This window comes from Methylobacterium organophilum (assembly GCF_022179465.1).
In the GTDB taxonomy this organism is placed as follows: domain Bacteria; phylum Pseudomonadota; class Alphaproteobacteria; order Rhizobiales; family Beijerinckiaceae; genus Methylobacterium; species Methylobacterium organophilum.
Genome location: NZ_BPQV01000005.1, coordinates 176,388 through 193,126 on the forward strand (window position 1 = coordinate 176,388; position 16,739 = coordinate 193,126).

Below are 16,739 nucleotides of genomic sequence, written 5' to 3' on the forward strand. Positions count from 1 at the left end.
GCGCGGCCTTCGAGATACCTCAGGAGCAGCCAGTCGCCCATGTTGAATTCCCCTAATGCCTCTTGACTCGGGCTAGTGGCTTCAACCTAGAATTGGCCGGTGGATCGGGGGCGGGGCCTTAATGAAAACTGTATCATTGGTTAACATGAAGGGAGGCGTTGCTAAGACTACGCTTGCGACCAACCTTGCTCATTGCCTTGCTCTCCGGCACAGATCCCGGGTCTTGCTGATCGACATAGATCCGCAATTCAATGCAACTCAATGTATTCTCGCGGGTGGCGACTATGTTCGTAGGAGAGGCGCCGGCGGGAAGACCATACTTGATGTTTTCGATGATACTGCCCATACGAAGATAAATCCCGTGCGAGGATCTGCTCTTCAGCCGGTCATGAGGCTTGAAGATATTGAGCCATGGCAGACATCTAAAGGGTTTGACCTAGTTCCTGGAGATCTTGAACTCTATCGCCTTGATATGGGCGCAGGGCAAGGTCGGGAGCAGCGCCTCAAACGGTTCCTGGAGAGGATCAACGCACCCGCCAAATATGACTTCGTCCTAATCGACACGCCGCCAACCCCCTCGGCGTGGATGATGAGCGCACTTCTCGCGTCTGATGCTTATTTGGTGCCGGTTAAGCCAGAGCCCTTGTCGCGGGTAGGAATCGACCTCCTTAGAGGGGTTGTGAACCGGTGCTCAGAAAACCACGGCCACGATATTGCCTGTCTCGGGGTCGTGCTGACGAGCGTCGATGAGCGCACCCGCGTCTTCAGCGAAGCTAAAGAATTTCTGGATAGGAACGACGCTTGGCGGGGTAAACGGTTTGCTGCGCACCTGCCTCACAGAACGGCAATCGCTCGCAATCAGGGCCGCCAGGGCATGATTTTGGGCTCAGACATCGAAGATGCTAAACTCGCGTTAACGCGTATCACGGCGGAATTCCTTGAGCGGATCGGAAATGTCTGAAGGTGCCAACACTACAAAGCGGCGCTCAGCTCGAAATTCCGATCCCCGTGCGGTCGAGCAGTTTCTAGAAGAGCTATCTTGGCTCCTGCACGCTCATGCCGACCTTGATTTTCGATCAATCAAAAACGCGCGGGCAGAAAAGCAAACGAAAACACCGGAGCTGTTTGAACGTCTTGCGCCTAAGAATCCAAACATAGTTTATTTGGTGGGAACGCTGCCAAGCCTTTTCATTGATGAAAGCCTTTTCCCTTCTAATGAAGATATTGCCGAATTTGCATCGACGGCCCTCAAGATTAATTTGCCGCGGTGGCATAAAAAGGCCCGCTTTGAATTGGTAGGCCACATTGTTTGTCGTGCGGTTGAACTAGATAACAAGCAGGTCGAGCGGCTCGTGCGAGCACTTGTCAAAATCGTTGACGGCGGGGAGAGCGGCAAGGCTTCTCTCAAAGCGCGAAAGCAGCAGGGTATGAGTTGGAATGAGGTAATACAAGATCTGCTTGCGCAGGAAACATGAGCGCACAGTCTGACGGCGTTGCCGATATCCATGCTTTTATCGAAGGTATTTCCTTCGAAGATGTATTGGCTGACGGAGCTTGCAAGCAAACGTTTGCGCAGGCTTATAAATATGTTCATGCGCTCCTCATTTGGCATGAAGCAGTTGCCAATCCCAAGAAGCCAGTGGCTGACGCGCAGGCAGTATTGCAATTTCGAGAGCTTCTCTCTGATCTGGCCGCATGCCAAGTTCTATTGCTCCTGGGTATGTACAAGCCGGCACGGATGATGCTGCGAAGTTCAATCGAGAACATACTTCGGACTGTAGCGCATGAGCAGGGCTTCTTGACGTCGGGGGCCAAGTTTACTTACGAGCTAATTACGCTAGTCCGATCTTCTAAAATCGGCGCCGACGGATCGCCGGTAAAAAACGACTTGAACCAGCTCATTCAAATGTACTCGGACCTTTGCTCGTACGCACATGCAGCGGACGAGGCTAAGTTGGCCTTGCGCGTGCCACTTGAAAGCGTGTCGCGTTTCGACAAAAGCCAGTATGAAAGTTTGGTCGATGGCCTAAAATATGTTTCTCAGCGCACAAACAAGATAATGTTTGTTATGTATGCAAGTAAGCTGAGATTGGTGCATCATTCTCAGCGAGATTACATACTTGATGCTCTTCCAAAAGCGTTGAAGGCAGCGATCTTAGTGCCCTAGTGTGCCTTCTAGAGGGTAGCCCTGCTTGCCTCTAATCCCACCGCAAGCCCCGCACCACGTCCGGCGCCTCGATCCGCGCCAGCTCCTCCGCCAGGACCTTCAAGCCAAACCTGCCGTACTGCCGCCCGACCCCTCCCCCGGTGTGCCCTGTGAGCGCATCGTGCACGTCCTCAGCCAGCTTTGCGGCCCGCGCCAGCTCCTTGAAGGTGTGCCTGAACGAGTGAAACACCTTGGTCCGGTCCTCGATGCCCGCCTTGTCGCGCAGGTATCGGTTGAACCACTTCGACCAAGGCCCGTTCTGCCGGCCCTCGTTGTCGGCCTCGACGTGCGGCCACAGCGGGCTGTCGGGCTTTGAGCCGGCATCGAGCAGCGACTGCCGGTAACGAAGCAGGCCGATCCGCTCCAGTTCGGGGTGCAGGGGGACCTTCCGCCGAGAGGAGGCCGTCTTGATGCTCCGTCCCCCGGCCGTCCCGATGTCGAGATGCCAGACGCCCGTCTCAGCGTCCTGCGCCAGGTCCATCACCCGGAGTTGCGCCAGTTCGCCTTGCCGGGCACCGGAGAGGAGCGCCATCAGCGGGAGCCAGAAGGCCGCTTCTCCTCCCCCTCCGCGAGGCCGCTCGCCGCTCCCATAGACCCCCGTGCCGAAGATGGCCTTGAGGTCGGCCGCGCTGAAGGGTTGCCGCTTCTCCTCCGCCCTCGCATCCACCACCAACTTGATGCCCTTCACGAAAGGGTTCTTGAAGCCCGGCACAGTGTCGAGCCTGCCGGCCGCCTCAGCGTGGCTCACGATGGCAGCCAAGATGGCCAGCGTCTTGTTGATCGTGGCGGCGTGCTGGGTCGGGTAGCCCTTGAGGTTCCGCTTCAGGAGGTCCCGCATCGGCAGCCGGCGGAGTTCGGCGGGGAGGCGTGTCGGCACCCGGGCAAGGGCGTCCCTGAAGTCCCTCGCCTTCTCCCGCGTGAGATCGCCCAGGCGGATGTCTCCGTGCCACTCTTTGAGGAGGCGAACAGAGCGTTCGGCTTCGAGCAAGGTCCGCCCGCTGGGCTTCCGGCTGCCCCGTGCGCCGCTGCCTGCCTTCCAAGCCTCGTAGGCCTCCGTGAGCGTTGGGCCGCACTGTGAGCTGGGTGGCGGGGTCGAGACCACCTCACCCTCCTGCCGGGCAAGCATCAGCCCGTAGGCCTTCACGTGGGCCCGCAGGACCGCCAAGGACGCCTCATGGTAGGCCTCGGAGGTCGGGTCTATCGGTGCTTGTTTTCGCCGCAGGAGGTCGCGGGTCTCAGCGTCCACGATGCCGGGATCGGATCGGGAGAGAGCCTTGCGGTAGTCCGCCGCCAGTTCCTCCAGCTCACCGCCGTAGACGTGGTGGTGGTCCTCAGCCATCCCGCGGCGGCCGAAGGCGACCGGCATCAGGTCGGGCCACTGCGAACGCTCGGCGGCGGTCTGGAGCTGTCTGCGGGCATCGCCGTCCGATCGCTCGGCGTCATCCGCGGCCAGCAGCTCTGCCAGCACGTCCGCCTCGATCTCCTCAGGCAGGGGCATCGTGGCAGCACGTCGGGTCGAGGCTGTAGGGATCTCCCCTCGCTTCGTCCGCTCGGCCTGCTCGAAGTCCGCCATGCAGTCGCGCAGCATCCTGGAGCCGGCCTTCTTGGCGGCAGCCGGTTCCTTGGTCCTGAGGCTGAGCTTCCAGTTCGCCTTGCCGGTCCACGGCGCCGGCATGAAGGGGCGCAGCTCCGCCGGGATCACCCTGCGGAAGTAGTACGTGCCCAGCCCATCACGGATGAGATACGACATCAGCGCCATGGCCCGTTTGCACCGCCCGATTGCATGACCGGCGGCGGCCCAAGGTACTGATTTTAGCAGACATTCCAGCCAGACAATGGCTTAGGAATATAATGGCGCGCCCTACGGGAATCGAACCCGTGTTTTCGCCGTGAAAGGGCGACGTCCTGGACCGCTAGACGAAGGGCGCGGGGTCTGACTGGGGGGTCTATAATCGGCATGGGCGGCCACGGCAACTGGGCTTTCGGCCCTGTCCGGTCGGTCGGCGCGGCACCTCACGGCGGGATTTCGGGCGGAGCCGGCCTGGCCCGGATTGCGGATCCGTGAAGAGGGTTGCGGATCGGGCGCGGCTTTGCAGACTCGGCATCGGAGGGCCGGTCCCGTGCGGGGCCCGGTCTCGGGAATGCGGCGTCGCGGGTGCGGCCGTCCGGGCCTCGCGGCCGGCGGATCCGGCCATGAGGAGAGAGCGGGCATGTTCGAATACCCGGTGCTGGTGGGGGATATCGGCGGAACGAATGCCCGCTTCGGCCTGATCGACGCGCCGGACGCCGAACCCCGGGTGCTCTCGCACGAGCCCACCGCCGGCCATCCCCATCCGAGCGCGGCGATCCGTGCCGCGCTGGAGAAGGGCGGCGCGGCCGCGCCGCGCTCGGCGATCCTCGCTATCGCCGGCCGGGTGGATGCGCCGGCCGTGCGGCTCACCAATGCCGAATGGGTGATCGAGGGGGCGCGGATCGGGACGGATTTCGGCCTGTCCCGCGTCGTGGTGGTCAACGACTACGTGCCGGTGGCGGCGGGCGCGGCGGGCATCGCGCCGGGCGACCTCTCCCCGATCGGCGGCGTGGCGGAGCCGGGCCACGGCGCGCGGCTGGTGCTGGGCCCCGGCACCGGCTTCGGCGCCGCCGCCCTGGTCCCCTATGCCGACCGGCTCGCCATCGTCTCGACGGAGGCGGGTCACACCGATCTCGGCCCGACCGACCCGGAGGAGGCGCAGGTCTGGGCGGCGCTGGAGCGGGTCGAGGGGCGCATCACGGTGGAGACCGTGCTGTCGGGCGCCGGGCTGGCACGGCTCCACGCCGCCCTGCGCAAGGTCCGCGGCCACGAGGCGCATCCCCTCGATCCGGCGACCGTGACCCGGACGGGCCTCGACGGCACGGATGCGGAGGCCGCCGCGGCGATCCGCCTCTTCGCCAAGGTGCTCGGCCGGGTCTGCGGCGATCTCGCGCTCACCTTCCTGGCGGTGGGCGGCGTCTATATCGGCGGCGGCATCGCCCCCCGCCTCCTCGAGGTGCTGGAGGAGGGGGCGTTCCGGAAGGCCTTCGAGACGAAGCATCCCTTCGCCGCGCAGATGAAGGCCATCCCGACGAGCGTGATCACCGTGCAGGACCCGGCCCTGAACGGCCTCGCCGCCCTCGCGCGCGAGGGCGAGCGCTTCGTCTATCACGGGCAGACCTGGACGGCCTGAGCCGGCCCCGGCCTCAGGCCGCCCGACGGAACCGCCAGGCGGTGCGGCGCGTCCCCTCCGTCCCCGGGGCGGGGCGGTGGTCGCGCCGGAGGCCGTCCGCGACCGCCGGGGAGCGGGCCTGGCGCGGGGCGGGCTCGGTCGGCTCCGCCACCCAGCGGCAGACCAGGCGTCCGGTCGCCCGGTCCATGGACCAGACGGCGCGCAGGCGCAGGGGTCCGGCTTCGGCGGCCGGGAGCGGGGCGGGCGCGGCGCAGGCAAGCGCGGGCGCACCGCAGCCATCGGAGAGGAGGCCGCCGAAGGGGAGGGCGGCCAGGGAGAATCGAAACAGGGTCATGGGGCACCTCGCTGACGACCGGCCGCTCGCACGCGGCCGGCCCGAGGCGCGCCCGGTCAGGCGCCCTTGCGGACAGCGGCGCGCACGAACGGCGCGGTCGATCGACTGTGACTGTCGCTGGGCATGGGGAAGGGGTCCTGGAGCGGCGGACGGGGCGCAATGCGGCCGCCCACCGTCCGGCGGCGGATAAACCCTTTCGGCCGCCTGTCAATCGCCTCTTCGCGCGCTTCGTCGCACCGGCGCCGGCGCCGGTGCGGCCCCGCACGGATCACCGCTCCCCGCCTTCCGCAGACCGCGAAGCGCCGGCCGCCCTCGGGCCGGCGACAGCGTGGCCGCTAGATCAGAATCGTTCCAAACTATTGACGATAGCCTGGAGTTATTCTAATTCTGAACCCAACGAGCGACGGGGCTTCCCCGGATGCCCGCCCGAAACAGGAGAGAGATCCATGGCGACCACCGGTTCCGCGAACTGCCAGAGCTGCCGCTTCTACGACGAGCACAAGAACAATGCCGGCGCCGCCGCCACGGACGAGGGCCTCTGCCGCTTCAACCCGCCGGTGAGCCAGCCGGATCCGCAGGGCCACGGCCTCTGGCCGGTCGTCGCCGGCCAGGACTGGTGCGGCCACTTCGCGGCGGACGTCGTCCCCGCCGAGTGATCGGCCTCAAGGATCGAACGATGGGAAGGGCCGGCGCCGCGCCGGCCCTTTTCGCATGCGCGCCGGAGGTCGGCCCGGGCCCGCGCCGGCCGGCGGCGCGACAGGCGTTTTCCTCCATCTTGGCCGCAAGCCGGTCATGATGCGGTCACCTTCGCATCCGAAGGCGGGGGTCAAAGGCCTGAGGGCCAGGGGCTGAAACCGGCGGACAAGCCGGGTCCCCGGACCGGATGTGAGGAAGACTGTATGACCTTCGGATCGAGAATCGGTGCGACGACGCGCCTTTTCCGTTTCTGGCGCCGCGCCGCCGCCACGGCCGCCATCGCCCTGCTGGCGCCGGTCGCCGCCTCGGCCGCCGCACCGCACGATCCCTCGGGCACCTGGCTCACCCAGGACGGCAAGGCGCGCATCCGCGTCGAGAAATGCGGCCCGCAGGAGAAGAACCTCTGCGGCTACGCCGTGTGGCTCAAGGTGCCGCTGAACGACGAAGGCAAGCCGCGGGTCGATTTCCGCAATCCCGACCCGAAGAAGCGCACCCGCGCCTCCCTCGGCCACCAGCTGATCCTCGGTCTGAAGCTCAACGAGGACGCCCATTACGAGGGCAAGATCTACAATGCCGAGGACGGCAAGTTCTACGACGTCACCGTCTGGTCCGACGAGGCGGACGAACTGACCGTGAAGGGCTGCCTGATCGCCTTCCTGTGCCAGTCGCAGACCTGGAAGCGGGTGACCGACACGCTGCCCGGCCAGCTCACCGGCCCGACCAACGGTCCGAACGGCCCCCGTGCCGACGCCGAATGGGCGCCGAAGGTCCCGCCGGCCGCCGCCCAGGCCACGCCGGGTGCCGCCCCCGCGCCGGCCGCCGCGTCCAAGACCGGCTCCACCGCCCCGAAGCCTTCGGCCCCGCCCGCCGCGCCGAAGCCCGCCAAGCCGGCCGCCCCCGCGGAATAGCCGGCCCCGGCCGCCTCACAGGACCGGGGCGGCCACCTTCTGGCGCAGGCCCGCGATCACCGCCTTGAGCATGTCGGCATCGCCCTGGGCCGCCGGGGCGCTGCCGCGCACGGCGTAGATGCGCTCGTGCACGAAGGCGAGTTTGGCGATCACCGCCGGGGTCAGCTTGAACGGGTAGAGCGCGGGCTGGCCCATGGAGCGGTTGAGCGAGTTCATCGCGTAGGTGAGCGGCAGCCAGGCCGCGATCAGCCGGTCGAAATCCGCCGTCTCGAACGGATCGAAATCGATGGTGATCGGGGCCGGCGCCGGGTCGGCGCGCCGGCGCGGGCGCACGCAGATCTCGAAGGCGCTCGCCGTCTCCAGCGTGTCGACGATGTGCAGGTAATGCGCCCAGGTCTCGGCGAAATCCTCCCAAGGGTGGGCGGTGGCATAGGCCGAGACGAAGGATTCCTCCCAGTCCGGCGCCGGGCCGGCGGCGTAGTAGGCCTGGAGCGCGCGGCCGTAATCCCGGCTCTCGTCGCCGAACAGCGCCCGGAAGGCCGGCAGGCTGGCATCGTAGCGCACCAGCACGTTCCAGAAGTAATGCCCGATCTCGTGCCGGAAATGGCCGAGCAGGGTGCGGTAATACTCGCCGAACAGCATCCGCCGCCGCTCGCGCTCGACGTCGTCGGCCTCGGCGATGTTGAGGGTGATGAGCCCGTTGTCGTGGCCGGTCAGCACCGGCGGGCCGGCGAGCTGGTTCTCGGCCGGGTCGACCAGGAAGTCGAAGGCGAGCCCGTCGGAATACTGGGCGCGGCTGGCCAGCGGCAGGTCGAGGCGCAGCAGCGTGTAGAACAGCCGGTGCTTGGCCGCCTCGATCTGGCGCCAGCGGGTGAGGTTCCAGGGCACGCCGAGATCGGGCACGACGCGGTTGTGCCGGCAGGTGGTGCAATAGGCCTCGGGGGAATCGGCGGGCAGCAGCCAGTTGCAGCCGCCATGGCCGGCATTGGCACAGAAGCGGTATTTCCGCCCGGGATCGGCATAGGCGTGCCAGAGCGGCCCGGCCCCCGATTCCTCGGGGCAGGGCTCCAGGGCCGAGACCTCGTGCACCGCGCAGACATAGCCGAGCCGCCGCTCGCAGCTCTCGCAGGCGGTGCTCTCGAAGGTGACGGGCTGGTCGCAGGCCTGGCACTGGAAGATCTTCATCGGGCGGCCCTGTCGGCGCCCGGCAGGCCACGGGCGTCTTCCTCAAAGACGGGGCATGGGATGAAGTTCCCGTGCGCGGCCGGGCGCTCCGCCCCCGGACCGGCTGCCCTCGATGCACGGATCTTGCTAACTCAGCTCCTTGCGGACACGGACGACGCGTCAGGCGGCATCCGGTCGGCACCGCGTGTATAAGGCCGGGCCGCCGAGGGGCGTCCTCCGGCCATGCCGCCGGACAGCGCAACGGGAGCCTCCGTGTCGATCCAAGCCGCCCTGCACCACGTCACCCACTACCGCTACGACCGGCCGATCGCCCTCGGGCCGCAGGTGGTCCGCCTGCGCCCGGCGCCGCATGCGCGCACGAAGATCCCGGCCTACGCCCTGAAGGTCCGGCCGGAGAACCACTTCATCAACTGGCAGCAGGATCCCAACGGCAACTGGCTCGCCCGCCTGGTCTTTCCCGAGAAGACCGACGAGCTGCGCATCGAGGTCGACCTCACCGCGGATCTCGCGGTCATCAACCCCTTCGACTTCTTCGTCGAGCCCTATGCCGAGACCCGGCCCTTCGCCTACGCGCAGGAACTCGCCGGCGAGCTCACCCCCTATCTGACGCCTCAGGATGCGGACGGGCCAGAGCTCGCCGCCTTCCTCGAGGCCGTGCCGCAGGAAGAGCGCACCGTGCCCTTCCTGGTCGCCCTCAACCAGCGCGTCCGGGACGCGGTCGCCTACGGCGTGCGCATGGAGCCGGGGGTGCAGACGCCCGCCGAGACGCTCACGCTCAAGAGCGGCTCCTGCCGGGATTCCGCCTGGCTGCTGGTGCAGGTGCTGCGCAAGCTCGGCTTCGCCGCGCGCTTCGTCTCCGGCTACCTGATCCAGCTCGTGCCCGACACCACCGCCGTGGACGGGCCGGCGGGCACCACGACCGACTTCACCGACCTGCATGCCTGGGCCGAGGTCTATCTTCCCGGCGCCGGCTGGATCGGGCTCGACGCCACCTCCGGCCTGATCTGCGGCGAGGGGCACATCCCGCTCGCCGCCACGCCGCATTACCACTCCGCCGCGCCGATCTCCGGCCTCGCCGAACCGGCCAAGGTCGAGTTCCACTACGAGATGAAGGTGAGCCGGGTCGCCGAGGCCCCGCGCATCACCAAACCCTTCTCCGACGCGGTCTGGACGGCCATGGACGCCCTCGGCGCGCGGGTCGATGCCGATCTCGCCGCCCAGGACGTGCGCCTGACCATGGGCGGCGAGCCGACCTTCGTCTCGGTGGACGACTTCCAGTCGCCGGAATGGAACACCGCCGCGGTCGGGCCCACCAAGCGCGGGCTCGCCGACCAGCTGATCCGCCGCCTGCGCGATCGCTTCGCCCCGGGCGGGCTCCTGCATTACGGCCAGGGCAAGTGGTATCCCGGCGAGAGCCTGCCGCGCTGGGCCTTCGCCCTGTACTGGCGGCGGGACGGGCAGCCGATCTGGAAGGATCCCGCGCTGATCGCCGCCGAGAACGGCCCGCGCGCGGCGACCGTCGAGGATTCGCACCGGCTGATCGAGGCCCTCGCCAAGCGCCTCGGCCTCTCCGGCTTCGCCTTCCCGGCCTACGAGGACAGGGACTATTGGGAGGCGCGGGAGGCGGAGCTTCCCGTCAACGTCACCACCGCCGCGGTCCATAGCGGCAGCGCAGAGACCGATGCGCGCTTCGCCCGGGTCTTCGGCCGGGGGCTCGGCAACCCGGTCGGCTACGCCCTGCCGCTCGCGAGCCTCGCGGTGGCCGAGGGACGGCGCTGGATCTCCGAGCGCTGGGTCTTCCGCCGCGGCGGCGCCTTCCTCACCCCCGGCGATTCCCCCCTCGGCTTCCGCCTGCCCCTCTCCGCGCTGCCCTACGTGCCGCCGGGCTCCTATCCCTATTACTTCGCGCAGGATCCCCTGGAGGCGCGGGGCGATCTGCCGGAGGCGTGCTTCAGCGACGGCAAGGGCGGGCCGGACCGCGGCAACGGCGCCGGCATCGAGGGCGTGGCCGTGCGCACGGCGCTGGCCTGCGAGGCCCGGGACGGGGTGCTGCACGTGTTCATGCCGCCGCTGGAGCGGGTCGACGAGTATCTGGAGCTCGCCGGCCATCTCGAGGCGGCCGCGGCCGCGATCGGCCGGCCGATCCATCTCGAGGGCTACGAGCCGCCCTACGACCCGCGGATCAACACCATCAAGGTCACCCCCGATCCCGGCGTGATCGAGGTCAACGTGCACCCGGCCGCCTCCTGGCGGGAGGCGGTGGACATCACCACCAGCCTCTACGGCGAAGCCCGCCAGACCCGGCTCTGCGCCGAGAAGTTCATGATCGACGGGCGCCACACCGGCACCGGGGGCGGCAACCACGTCGTGCTCGGCGGCGTCACCCCGGCCGATTCGCCCTTCCTGCGCCGGCCCGACCTGCTCAAGAGCCTGGTGCTCTACTGGCAGCGCCATCCGAGCCTGTCCTACCTTTTCGCCGGCCTCTATGTCGGCCCGACGAGCCAGGCCCCGCGCATGGACGAGGCCCGCCACGACGGCCTCTACGAGCTGGAGATCGCCCTCGCCCAGGTGCCGGGGCCGAACCAGCCCAACATCCCGCACTGGCTGGTCGACCGGCTGTTCCGCAACATCCTGGCGGACGTCACCGGCAACACCCACCGGGCCGAGATCTGCATCGACAAGCTCTACAACCCGGACAGCCCGACCGGCCGCCTCGGCCTGCTCGAGTTCCGCTCCTTCGAGATGCCGCCGGATGCCCGGATGAGCCTCGCCCAGCAGCTCCTGCTGCGGGCGCTCGTCGCCTGGCTCTGGCGCGAGCCGCAGAGCGGCGGCTGTGTCCGCTGGGGCACGGCGCTCCACGATCGCTTCATGCTCCCCCATTTCCTCTGGGCGGATTTCCTGAGCGTGCTGGAAGACCTGAACCGGGGCGGCTACGCTTTCGATCCCGTCGCCTTCGCCGCGCAGCACGAGTTCCGGTTCCCCGTGTTCGGGCGTGTCGAGCATGGCGGCGTCGGGCTGGAGCTGCGGCAGGCGCTGGAGCCCTGGCACGTCCTGGGAGAGGAAGGCTCGTCGGGGGGCACGGTGCGCTACGTCGATTCCTCGGTCGAACGGCTGCAGGTCAAGGTGGAGGGCTTCGTGCCCGGCCGCCACGTCATCGCCTGCAACGGCCGCCGCCTGCCGATGACCGGCACCGGCGCGAGCGGCGAGGCCGTGGCCGGCCTGCGCTTCAAGGCCTGGCAGCCCGCCTCCTCCCTGCACCCGACGATCCCCGCCCACGGGCCGCTCACCTTCGACATCCTCGACACCTGGAGCGAGCGCTCGATCGGCGGCTGCCGCTACCACGTCGCCCATCCGGGCGGGCGCAACTACGAGTCCTTCCCCGTCAACGCCTACGAGGCGGAGGGCCGGCGCCTCGCCCGCTTCGAGGCGATCGGCCACACCCCGGGCCGGGTGGCGATGCCGGCGGAGGAGCGGACGTCCGAGTTCCCGCTCACCCTCGACCTGCGCACGCCCGCCCCGCGATGAGCCCCCTGGACGCGCTGGCCTTGCAGGATCCGCCGCTCTTCGACCCCGCGGGCGAGGCGGGCGCGCGCCTGCGCCGCTGGACGGAGGGCTATCTGCGCCGTCCGGGCGTCGTCGACGAGATGCTCGACGCGGGCGGCGGCCTGCGCGGGGCCTGGCCGCGCGTCCTCGCCCGGCTCGCCGCCCTGGAGGAGGGGGAGGTCGCCGCCCGCTTCCTCTCGGCGGGGCGGCATATCCGCGACGCCGGCATCTCCTACCGGGTCTATGGCGACAAGCGCGAGCATCCCTGGCCCCTCGGCTCGATGCCGCTGGTGATCGATTCCGCGGACTGGGCGGAGCTCTCCGCCGGCATCGTCCAGCGCGCCGAATTGATGGAGCGCATCGTCGCCGACATCTACGGCGAGGGCCGGCTCGTGGCCGAGGGCCTGCTGCCGGCGGCCATCGTGGCGGGCAGCCCGGAATTCCTGAGGCCCCTGCACGGGGTCGCCGCCCCGGGCGGGCGCTTCCTGCGCCTCTACGCGGCCGATGTCGGCCGCGGCCCGGACGGGCGCTGGCGCGTGCTGGCCGACCGCACCCAGGCGCCCTCCGGCCTCGGCTATGCCCTGGAGAACCGGATGGTGCTCGGCCGCGCCTTCCCGGACCTGTTCTCCGACCTCTTCGTCGAGCGCCTGCCGGCCTTCTTCCAGGCCTTCCGCGAGAGCCTGGCCGTGGCCTGCGCCCGCTCGGACCCGCGGATCTGCCTGCTCACCTCCGGCCCCTATTCCAGCACCTATGTCGAGCAGGCGGCGCTCGCCCGCTATCTCGGCTTCCTCCTGGTGGAGGGCGACGACCTGATCGTGCAGGACGGGCTCGTCCATGTCCGCACCGTCGCCGGATTGAAGCGGGCGGACGCGATCTGGCGGCGCATCGATGCCGACTATCTCGACCCGCTGGAGCTGCGCTCGGATTCCCGCCTCGGCATCCCCGGCGTGCTGGAGGTGCTGCGCCGGGGCGACGTGGTGATCGGCAACATGCCGGGCTCCGGCGTGGTCGAATCCGGCGCCCTCGCCCCCTATCTGCCGCGCCTCGCCCGGCGGCTGATCGGCGAGGACCTGCGGCTCGCGGGCCCGCCCGCCTGGTGGGGCGGCGACCCGGAGGGCCTCGCCCATATCCGCGCCCATCTCGACACCCTGACGCTGCGCCCCGCCGCCACCCCCGTGCGCGGGGCCGGGCGCGACGCCATCCTGGCGCCGCAGGCCCTGGAGGCGGCCCGGGCCGAGGCCCTGTCCGCCCTGCTCGACCGGCCCTTCGACTGGGTCGGGGAGGAGGCCGCGCCCCTCTCCACCATGCCGGCCTGGGACGGGGACCACCTCGTGCCGCGTCCCTTCGTGATGCGCGTCTTCGCCGCCGCCACGCCGGAGGGCTGGCGGGTGATGCCGAGCGCCTTCTGCCGGACCGCCGAGAACGAGGGCGACGACCCGATCGAGATGCGCGCCGGCATCAAGTCGGCCGATGTCTGGGTGCTGGCCGACGCCCCCGTGGATTCGCCGCCCCTCCTCGCCACCACCGCCCCGCGCATCCGCCGCATCGCCGGCCACCTGCCGGCCCGGGCCGCCGACAACCTGTTCTGGTTCGGCCGCTATCTGGAGCGGGCCGAGGCGGTGATCCGTCTCGTCCAGGTCCATCTCGGCCATTTCGGCAACGCCGTGGTCGGCGACAGCTGCGGCGAGTCGGGGGCGCCCACCGCCCTGCGCATCCGCGCCCTGCTCGACGAGTGGGAATCGGTGAGCGCGCCCGATTTGCCCCCCGCCGCCCTGGCGCAGGAGGCCCTGAGCGGGCGCACGATCGGAGGCTCGGCCCTCAGTCACCTGCTCTCGGCCCGGCGCTGCGCCGCCTCCCTGCGGGAGCGCATGCCCGCCGAATCCTGGCGGGCGCTGACGGACCTGCGCGACATCCTCGATTTCGGCGAGGCCTGGGAGCCCTCCGAATCCCAGCTCTTCGGCCGGGCCGAGCGGGCGCTGAGCCACTTCGCCGCCCTGTCCGGGCTCGCCCAGGAGAACATGAACCACGCCGCCGGCTGGCGCTTCCTCGACATGGGCCGGCGCATCGAGCGGGCGATCAACACCTGCACCTTCGCCCTCGCCTTCGCCGGGGAGGCGGCGCGGGCCGAGGATCTCGGCGTGCTGCTGGCGCTGGCCGATTCCCAGATCTCCTACAGCGCCCGCTATCTCGCCGGGGTCTCCCGCGACGCCGTCTGCGACATGGTGATGCTCGACCCCTACAACCCCCGCTCGGTCGCCTTCCAGATCGAGGCGGTGGTACGCCATCTCGATGCGCTTCCCGCCTTGCGCGCCGACGGGCTGATCGAGCCGCAGCGCCGGCTCGCCCTGCAGCTCGCCACCCGCTTCGAGACGGCGGCGGCGAGCGAGCTGGACGGGGCGACTCTCGCCGAGCTGGGCAGCGCGATCGAGGCGCTGGCCGATGCGGTGGCCGGCCGCTACTTCCCCCGGGGCCTCGACGCCCTGCGGCCCGAGAAGCTGACCGGCCTCGCGTGATCTACACCCTGCGCCATCTGACGAGCTACCGCTACGCCAAGGCGGTCCGCTACGCCCACTGCACCCTGCGCCTCCAGCCCCGGGACGGGGAGGGCCAGCGCGTGCTCGCGAGCGAGATCGCGATCACCCCGGTCCCGCGCAGCCGGGTGCTGCGCCGCGACTTCTTCGGGCTCGATTTGGTCTCCCTCCTCATCGACGAGCCGCACAAGGAATTCGCGGTGGAGGCCACCTCCCGCGTCCTGGTGGAGCGGCCGCCCCTGCCCGACCCGGATTCCGGCCCGAGCTGGGAGCGCGTGCGCGACGCGGCGCTCGCCGCCCCCCGCCTCGATGCGCAGGGACCCGCCCATTACCTGTTCCCCAGCCCACGGGTGCCCCTCGTCCCCGCGGTGACGGACTATGCCCGGGCGAGCTTCACGCCCGGCCGCCCCCTCTACGGCGCCGCCTACGACCTGATGCTGCGCATCCGCGCCGATTTCCGCTTCGACGCCCGGGCGACCAGCGTCAGCACGCCGCTCGCCGAGTCCTTCGCCCTGCGGGCCGGGGTCTGCCAGGACTTCGCCCATGTGATGATCGCGGGGCTGCGCGGCCTCGGCCTGCCGGCGGCCTATGTCAGCGGCTACCTGCGCACGCGGCCGCCGCCCGGCACGGCGCGCCTGCGCGGGGCCGATGCCAGCCACGCCTGGGTCTCGGTCTGGTGCGGCCCGGGCCCGGAGGGCCTCGGCTGGATGGGCCTCGACCCGACCAATGCCTGCGGCGTGCGCGACGACCACATCGTGGTCGCCCGCGGCCGCGACTACGGCGACGTCGCCCCGATCGACGGCATCGTCTCCTCCTCCGGTGCCCAGCGCCTGCGCGTGGAGGTGGACGTGGTGCCGGAGGACGAATTGGTGGCGTGAATCTTCACGCCGGCGCCGGCCGCTGCGCGATGTTCAGCCGCTCCAGGGCCTGGGCGATCTCCTCGTGCAGGCGCCAGTGGCAGGCGCCGGAGGGCAGGGGCGGGCCTTCCTGGATCGCGCTGGCGACCGCCGAGATCCGCACCGGGGCGCCGTCCTCCCGCCGGGGCAGGGTCAGGCTCAGGACCTCCGCCAGGGTCTCGCCGAAGGCGGCGTAATGGGCATGGGCCGCGCAGACGCTGTTCCAGCCGCCGGCCTCGGCCAGGGCGTCGGAGGAGAGGATGCGCTCCGGCGCGGCCGCATGGGCGACGAGCATCCGGCGCAGCCGCCCCTCGGGCGGGTTCCGGGCGAAATGAGCGACGTATTCGTCGGCGGTGCCGACCTCGGGCGCCCGGCGCTGGGCCTCGGCGGGGTCGTTCTGGCGGTCGATCCAGGCGCGGGCCGCGTCGGCCGCTCCCTCGACGCTGGCGCTCTCGAAACGCTCCCGGGTGGCGAGCCGGTCGCCGCGATAGACCTGTGCGGCGGCCCGGCCCCTGAGCACCGCCGCGATGATGCGGTGGTCGCGATGGGTGAGATCGAGCTTAGTGCTCACGCGCCGGACTCCCCGCGGCAGAGGAGACGACGGGTCAGGCGGGCGCAGGGCGGCGGAAGCGCGCAGGTCGGGCCGATCGCCGCCGGCATCCCTGCGCGCGCTTGACTATGCGGAATAAGCAGCGCGCGGAACAGCTGATGGCGAAGATGCTTTGACGACATGATCATGAAGATAGGCGCCCCATGATCTGCCCTGTGTGCAGGAGCACACGTGCTCGTTGCGCGAAGATAATCCCTGTATTCAAAATGGACTTTGGACTGCGCAGAAAAGCGGCAGACAAGTCCGCATCGCCCGCGGCCACTCGCCCCCGGTGGATTTCCGGCGCCCGATGGCCTAATCCGCCAGTCCCAGCGCGACCCGCTCGAAGAAGGGCCGCGGGATTTCGAGGGAGCGCGGAGCCTTGGCTCAGACGGCGTCAGAGGTGCGCGAGGCGATCTTCGCCTTCATCGCCGCCCGCAATCCGACCCTGCCGCCGGGTTCGGTGACGGGCTCGACCTCCCTCGTCACCAGCGACGCCCTCGACTCGATCGGCATCCTCGACCTGATGATGGAGCTCGGCGACCGCTTCGGTGTCGAGATCGACGAGGACTCGTTCGAATTGTCGAATTTCGAGAGCGTCGATGCCCTCGCCCTCTACATCGACGACCGGCGCTCCGGCGACTGACC

The 16,739-nt window shown here is 69.3% G+C and carries 14 protein-coding genes and 1 tRNA gene; 10 read left to right on the forward strand and 5 right to left on the reverse strand.

Translation table 11 applies throughout. The features are described from left to right. Positions 1-121: 121 nt before the first annotated feature. Genes MFF21_RS10420 through MFF21_RS10430 form a run of 3 tightly spaced genes read left to right on the forward strand, consistent with a single transcriptional unit; the run spans position 122 to position 2,167 of the window. The gene (locus MFF21_RS10420; protein ID WP_283206523.1) at positions 122-961 is read left to right on the forward strand and encodes a ParA family protein; all 840 of its coding nucleotides are present in this window, start codon (positions 122-124) and stop codon (positions 959-961) included. After that, entirely contained in the window at positions 954-1,475 is a 522-nt protein-coding gene (locus MFF21_RS10425; RefSeq protein WP_238311083.1) for a hypothetical protein, read from the forward strand. Before MFF21_RS10420 ends, MFF21_RS10425 begins: the two co-directional genes overlap by 8 nt. Beyond that, positions 1,472-2,167 carry a hypothetical protein gene (locus MFF21_RS10430; RefSeq protein WP_238311084.1) on the forward strand — a complete coding sequence of 232 codons (696 nt, stop codon included), beginning with the start codon at positions 1,472-1,474 and terminating at the stop codon, positions 2,165-2,167. Before MFF21_RS10425 ends, MFF21_RS10430 begins: the two co-directional genes overlap by 4 nt. A 31-nt stretch (positions 2,168-2,198) precedes the next feature. Here the strand turns inward: MFF21_RS10430 and MFF21_RS10435 are convergent, their stop codons facing one another. Together MFF21_RS10435 and MFF21_RS10440 are read right to left on the reverse strand one after the other, a co-directional pair. Beyond that, positions 2,199-3,965, reverse strand: coding sequence for a site-specific integrase (locus MFF21_RS10435; RefSeq protein WP_238311085.1), 1,767 nt, complete (start codon positions 3,963-3,965; stop codon positions 2,199-2,201). A 93-nt stretch (positions 3,966-4,058) separates the two neighbouring features. Continuing rightward, positions 4,059-4,134 (reverse strand) — tRNA-Glu (locus tag MFF21_RS10440). 282 nt (positions 4,135-4,416) lie between these two features. Between MFF21_RS10440 and MFF21_RS10445 the strand changes: the two genes are divergently transcribed. Beyond that, positions 4,417-5,409, forward strand: a complete 993-nt coding sequence (locus MFF21_RS10445) for a glucokinase (protein ID WP_238311086.1) — start codon at positions 4,417-4,419, stop codon at positions 5,407-5,409. Positions 5,410-5,422: 13 nt separating this feature from the next. On the opposite strand, the gene MFF21_RS10450 is transcribed toward MFF21_RS10445, so the two are convergent. After that, positions 5,423-5,743, reverse strand: a complete 321-nt coding sequence (locus MFF21_RS10450) for a hypothetical protein (RefSeq protein WP_238311087.1) — start codon at positions 5,741-5,743, stop codon at positions 5,423-5,425. A 446-nt stretch (positions 5,744-6,189) separates the two neighbouring features. Here MFF21_RS10450 and MFF21_RS10455 point away from each other — a divergent pair, with 446 nt between their 5' ends. Continuing rightward, positions 6,190-6,399: a hypothetical protein gene (locus MFF21_RS10455; protein WP_238311088.1), complete on the forward strand. Its 210-nt coding sequence runs from the start codon at positions 6,190-6,192 to the stop codon at positions 6,397-6,399. A 243-nt stretch (positions 6,400-6,642) separates the two neighbouring features. After that, positions 6,643-7,347, forward strand: a complete 705-nt coding sequence (locus MFF21_RS10460) for a DUF2147 domain-containing protein (protein WP_238311089.1) — start codon at positions 6,643-6,645, stop codon at positions 7,345-7,347. A gap of 15 nt (positions 7,348-7,362) precedes the next feature. Here MFF21_RS10460 and MFF21_RS10465 read toward each other — a convergent pair whose 3' ends face one another. Continuing rightward, the gene (locus tag MFF21_RS10465; protein WP_238311090.1) at positions 7,363-8,532 is read right to left on the reverse strand and encodes a zinc-binding metallopeptidase family protein; all 1,170 of its coding nucleotides are present in this window, start codon (positions 8,530-8,532) and stop codon (positions 7,363-7,365) included. Between the two features lie 252 nt (positions 8,533-8,784). On the opposite strand from MFF21_RS10465, the gene MFF21_RS10470 reads away from it, so the two are divergent. The 3 genes from MFF21_RS10470 to MFF21_RS10480 are packed head-to-tail and all read left to right on the forward strand — an operon-like array spanning position 8,785 to position 15,484. Continuing rightward, a complete protein-coding gene (locus tag MFF21_RS10470) occupies positions 8,785-12,057 on the forward strand; it encodes a transglutaminase family protein (RefSeq protein ID WP_238311091.1) in 3,273 nt (1,090 codons plus the stop codon). Further along, on the forward strand, positions 12,054-14,588 hold the full coding sequence (locus MFF21_RS10475) for a circularly permuted type 2 ATP-grasp protein (protein WP_238311092.1): 2,535 nt from the start codon (positions 12,054-12,056) through the stop codon (positions 14,586-14,588). Before MFF21_RS10470 ends, MFF21_RS10475 begins: the two co-directional genes overlap by 4 nt. Beyond that, a complete protein-coding gene (locus MFF21_RS10480; RefSeq protein WP_238311093.1) occupies positions 14,585-15,484 on the forward strand; it encodes a transglutaminase family protein in 900 nt (299 codons plus the stop codon). Before MFF21_RS10475 ends, MFF21_RS10480 begins: the two co-directional genes overlap by 4 nt. A 4-nt stretch (positions 15,485-15,488) precedes the next feature. Here the strand turns inward: MFF21_RS10480 and MFF21_RS10485 are convergent, their stop codons facing one another. After that, on the reverse strand, positions 15,489-16,073 hold the full coding sequence (locus MFF21_RS10485; protein WP_238311094.1) for a hypothetical protein: 585 nt from the start codon (positions 16,071-16,073) through the stop codon (positions 15,489-15,491). A 400-nt stretch (positions 16,074-16,473) separates the two neighbouring features. On the opposite strand from MFF21_RS10485, the gene MFF21_RS10490 reads away from it, so the two are divergent. Continuing rightward, the gene (locus tag MFF21_RS10490) at positions 16,474-16,737 is read left to right on the forward strand and encodes an acyl carrier protein (RefSeq protein WP_238311095.1); all 264 of its coding nucleotides are present in this window, start codon (positions 16,474-16,476) and stop codon (positions 16,735-16,737) included. Positions 16,738-16,739 lie beyond the last annotated feature (2 nt).

Bases quoted from the DNA above. Each gene is read 5' to 3' on its own strand.
- MFF21_RS10445 (WP_238311086.1), top strand. From the start codon at position 4,417: ATGTTCGAATACCCGGTGCTGGTGGGGGATATCGGCGGAACGAATGCC.
- MFF21_RS10435 (WP_238311085.1), bottom strand. From the start codon at position 3,965: ATGGCGCTGATGTCGTATCTCATCCGTGATGGGCTGGGCACGTACTAC.
- MFF21_RS10460 (WP_238311089.1), top strand. From the start codon at position 6,643: ATGACCTTCGGATCGAGAATCGGTGCGACGACGCGCCTTTTCCGTTTC.
- MFF21_RS10420 (WP_283206523.1), top strand. From the start codon at position 122: ATGAAAACTGTATCATTGGTTAACATGAAGGGAGGCGTTGCTAAGACT.
- MFF21_RS10430 (WP_238311084.1), top strand. From the start codon at position 1,472: ATGAGCGCACAGTCTGACGGCGTTGCCGATATCCATGCTTTTATCGAA.
- MFF21_RS10455 (WP_238311088.1), top strand. From the start codon at position 6,190: ATGGCGACCACCGGTTCCGCGAACTGCCAGAGCTGCCGCTTCTACGAC.
- MFF21_RS10425 (WP_238311083.1), top strand. From the start codon at position 954: ATGTCTGAAGGTGCCAACACTACAAAGCGGCGCTCAGCTCGAAATTCC.
- MFF21_RS10450 (WP_238311087.1), bottom strand. From the start codon at position 5,743: ATGACCCTGTTTCGATTCTCCCTGGCCGCCCTCCCCTTCGGCGGCCTC.
- MFF21_RS10475 (WP_238311092.1), top strand. From the start codon at position 12,054: ATGAGCCCCCTGGACGCGCTGGCCTTGCAGGATCCGCCGCTCTTCGAC.
- MFF21_RS10465 (WP_238311090.1), bottom strand. From the start codon at position 8,532: ATGAAGATCTTCCAGTGCCAGGCCTGCGACCAGCCCGTCACCTTCGAG.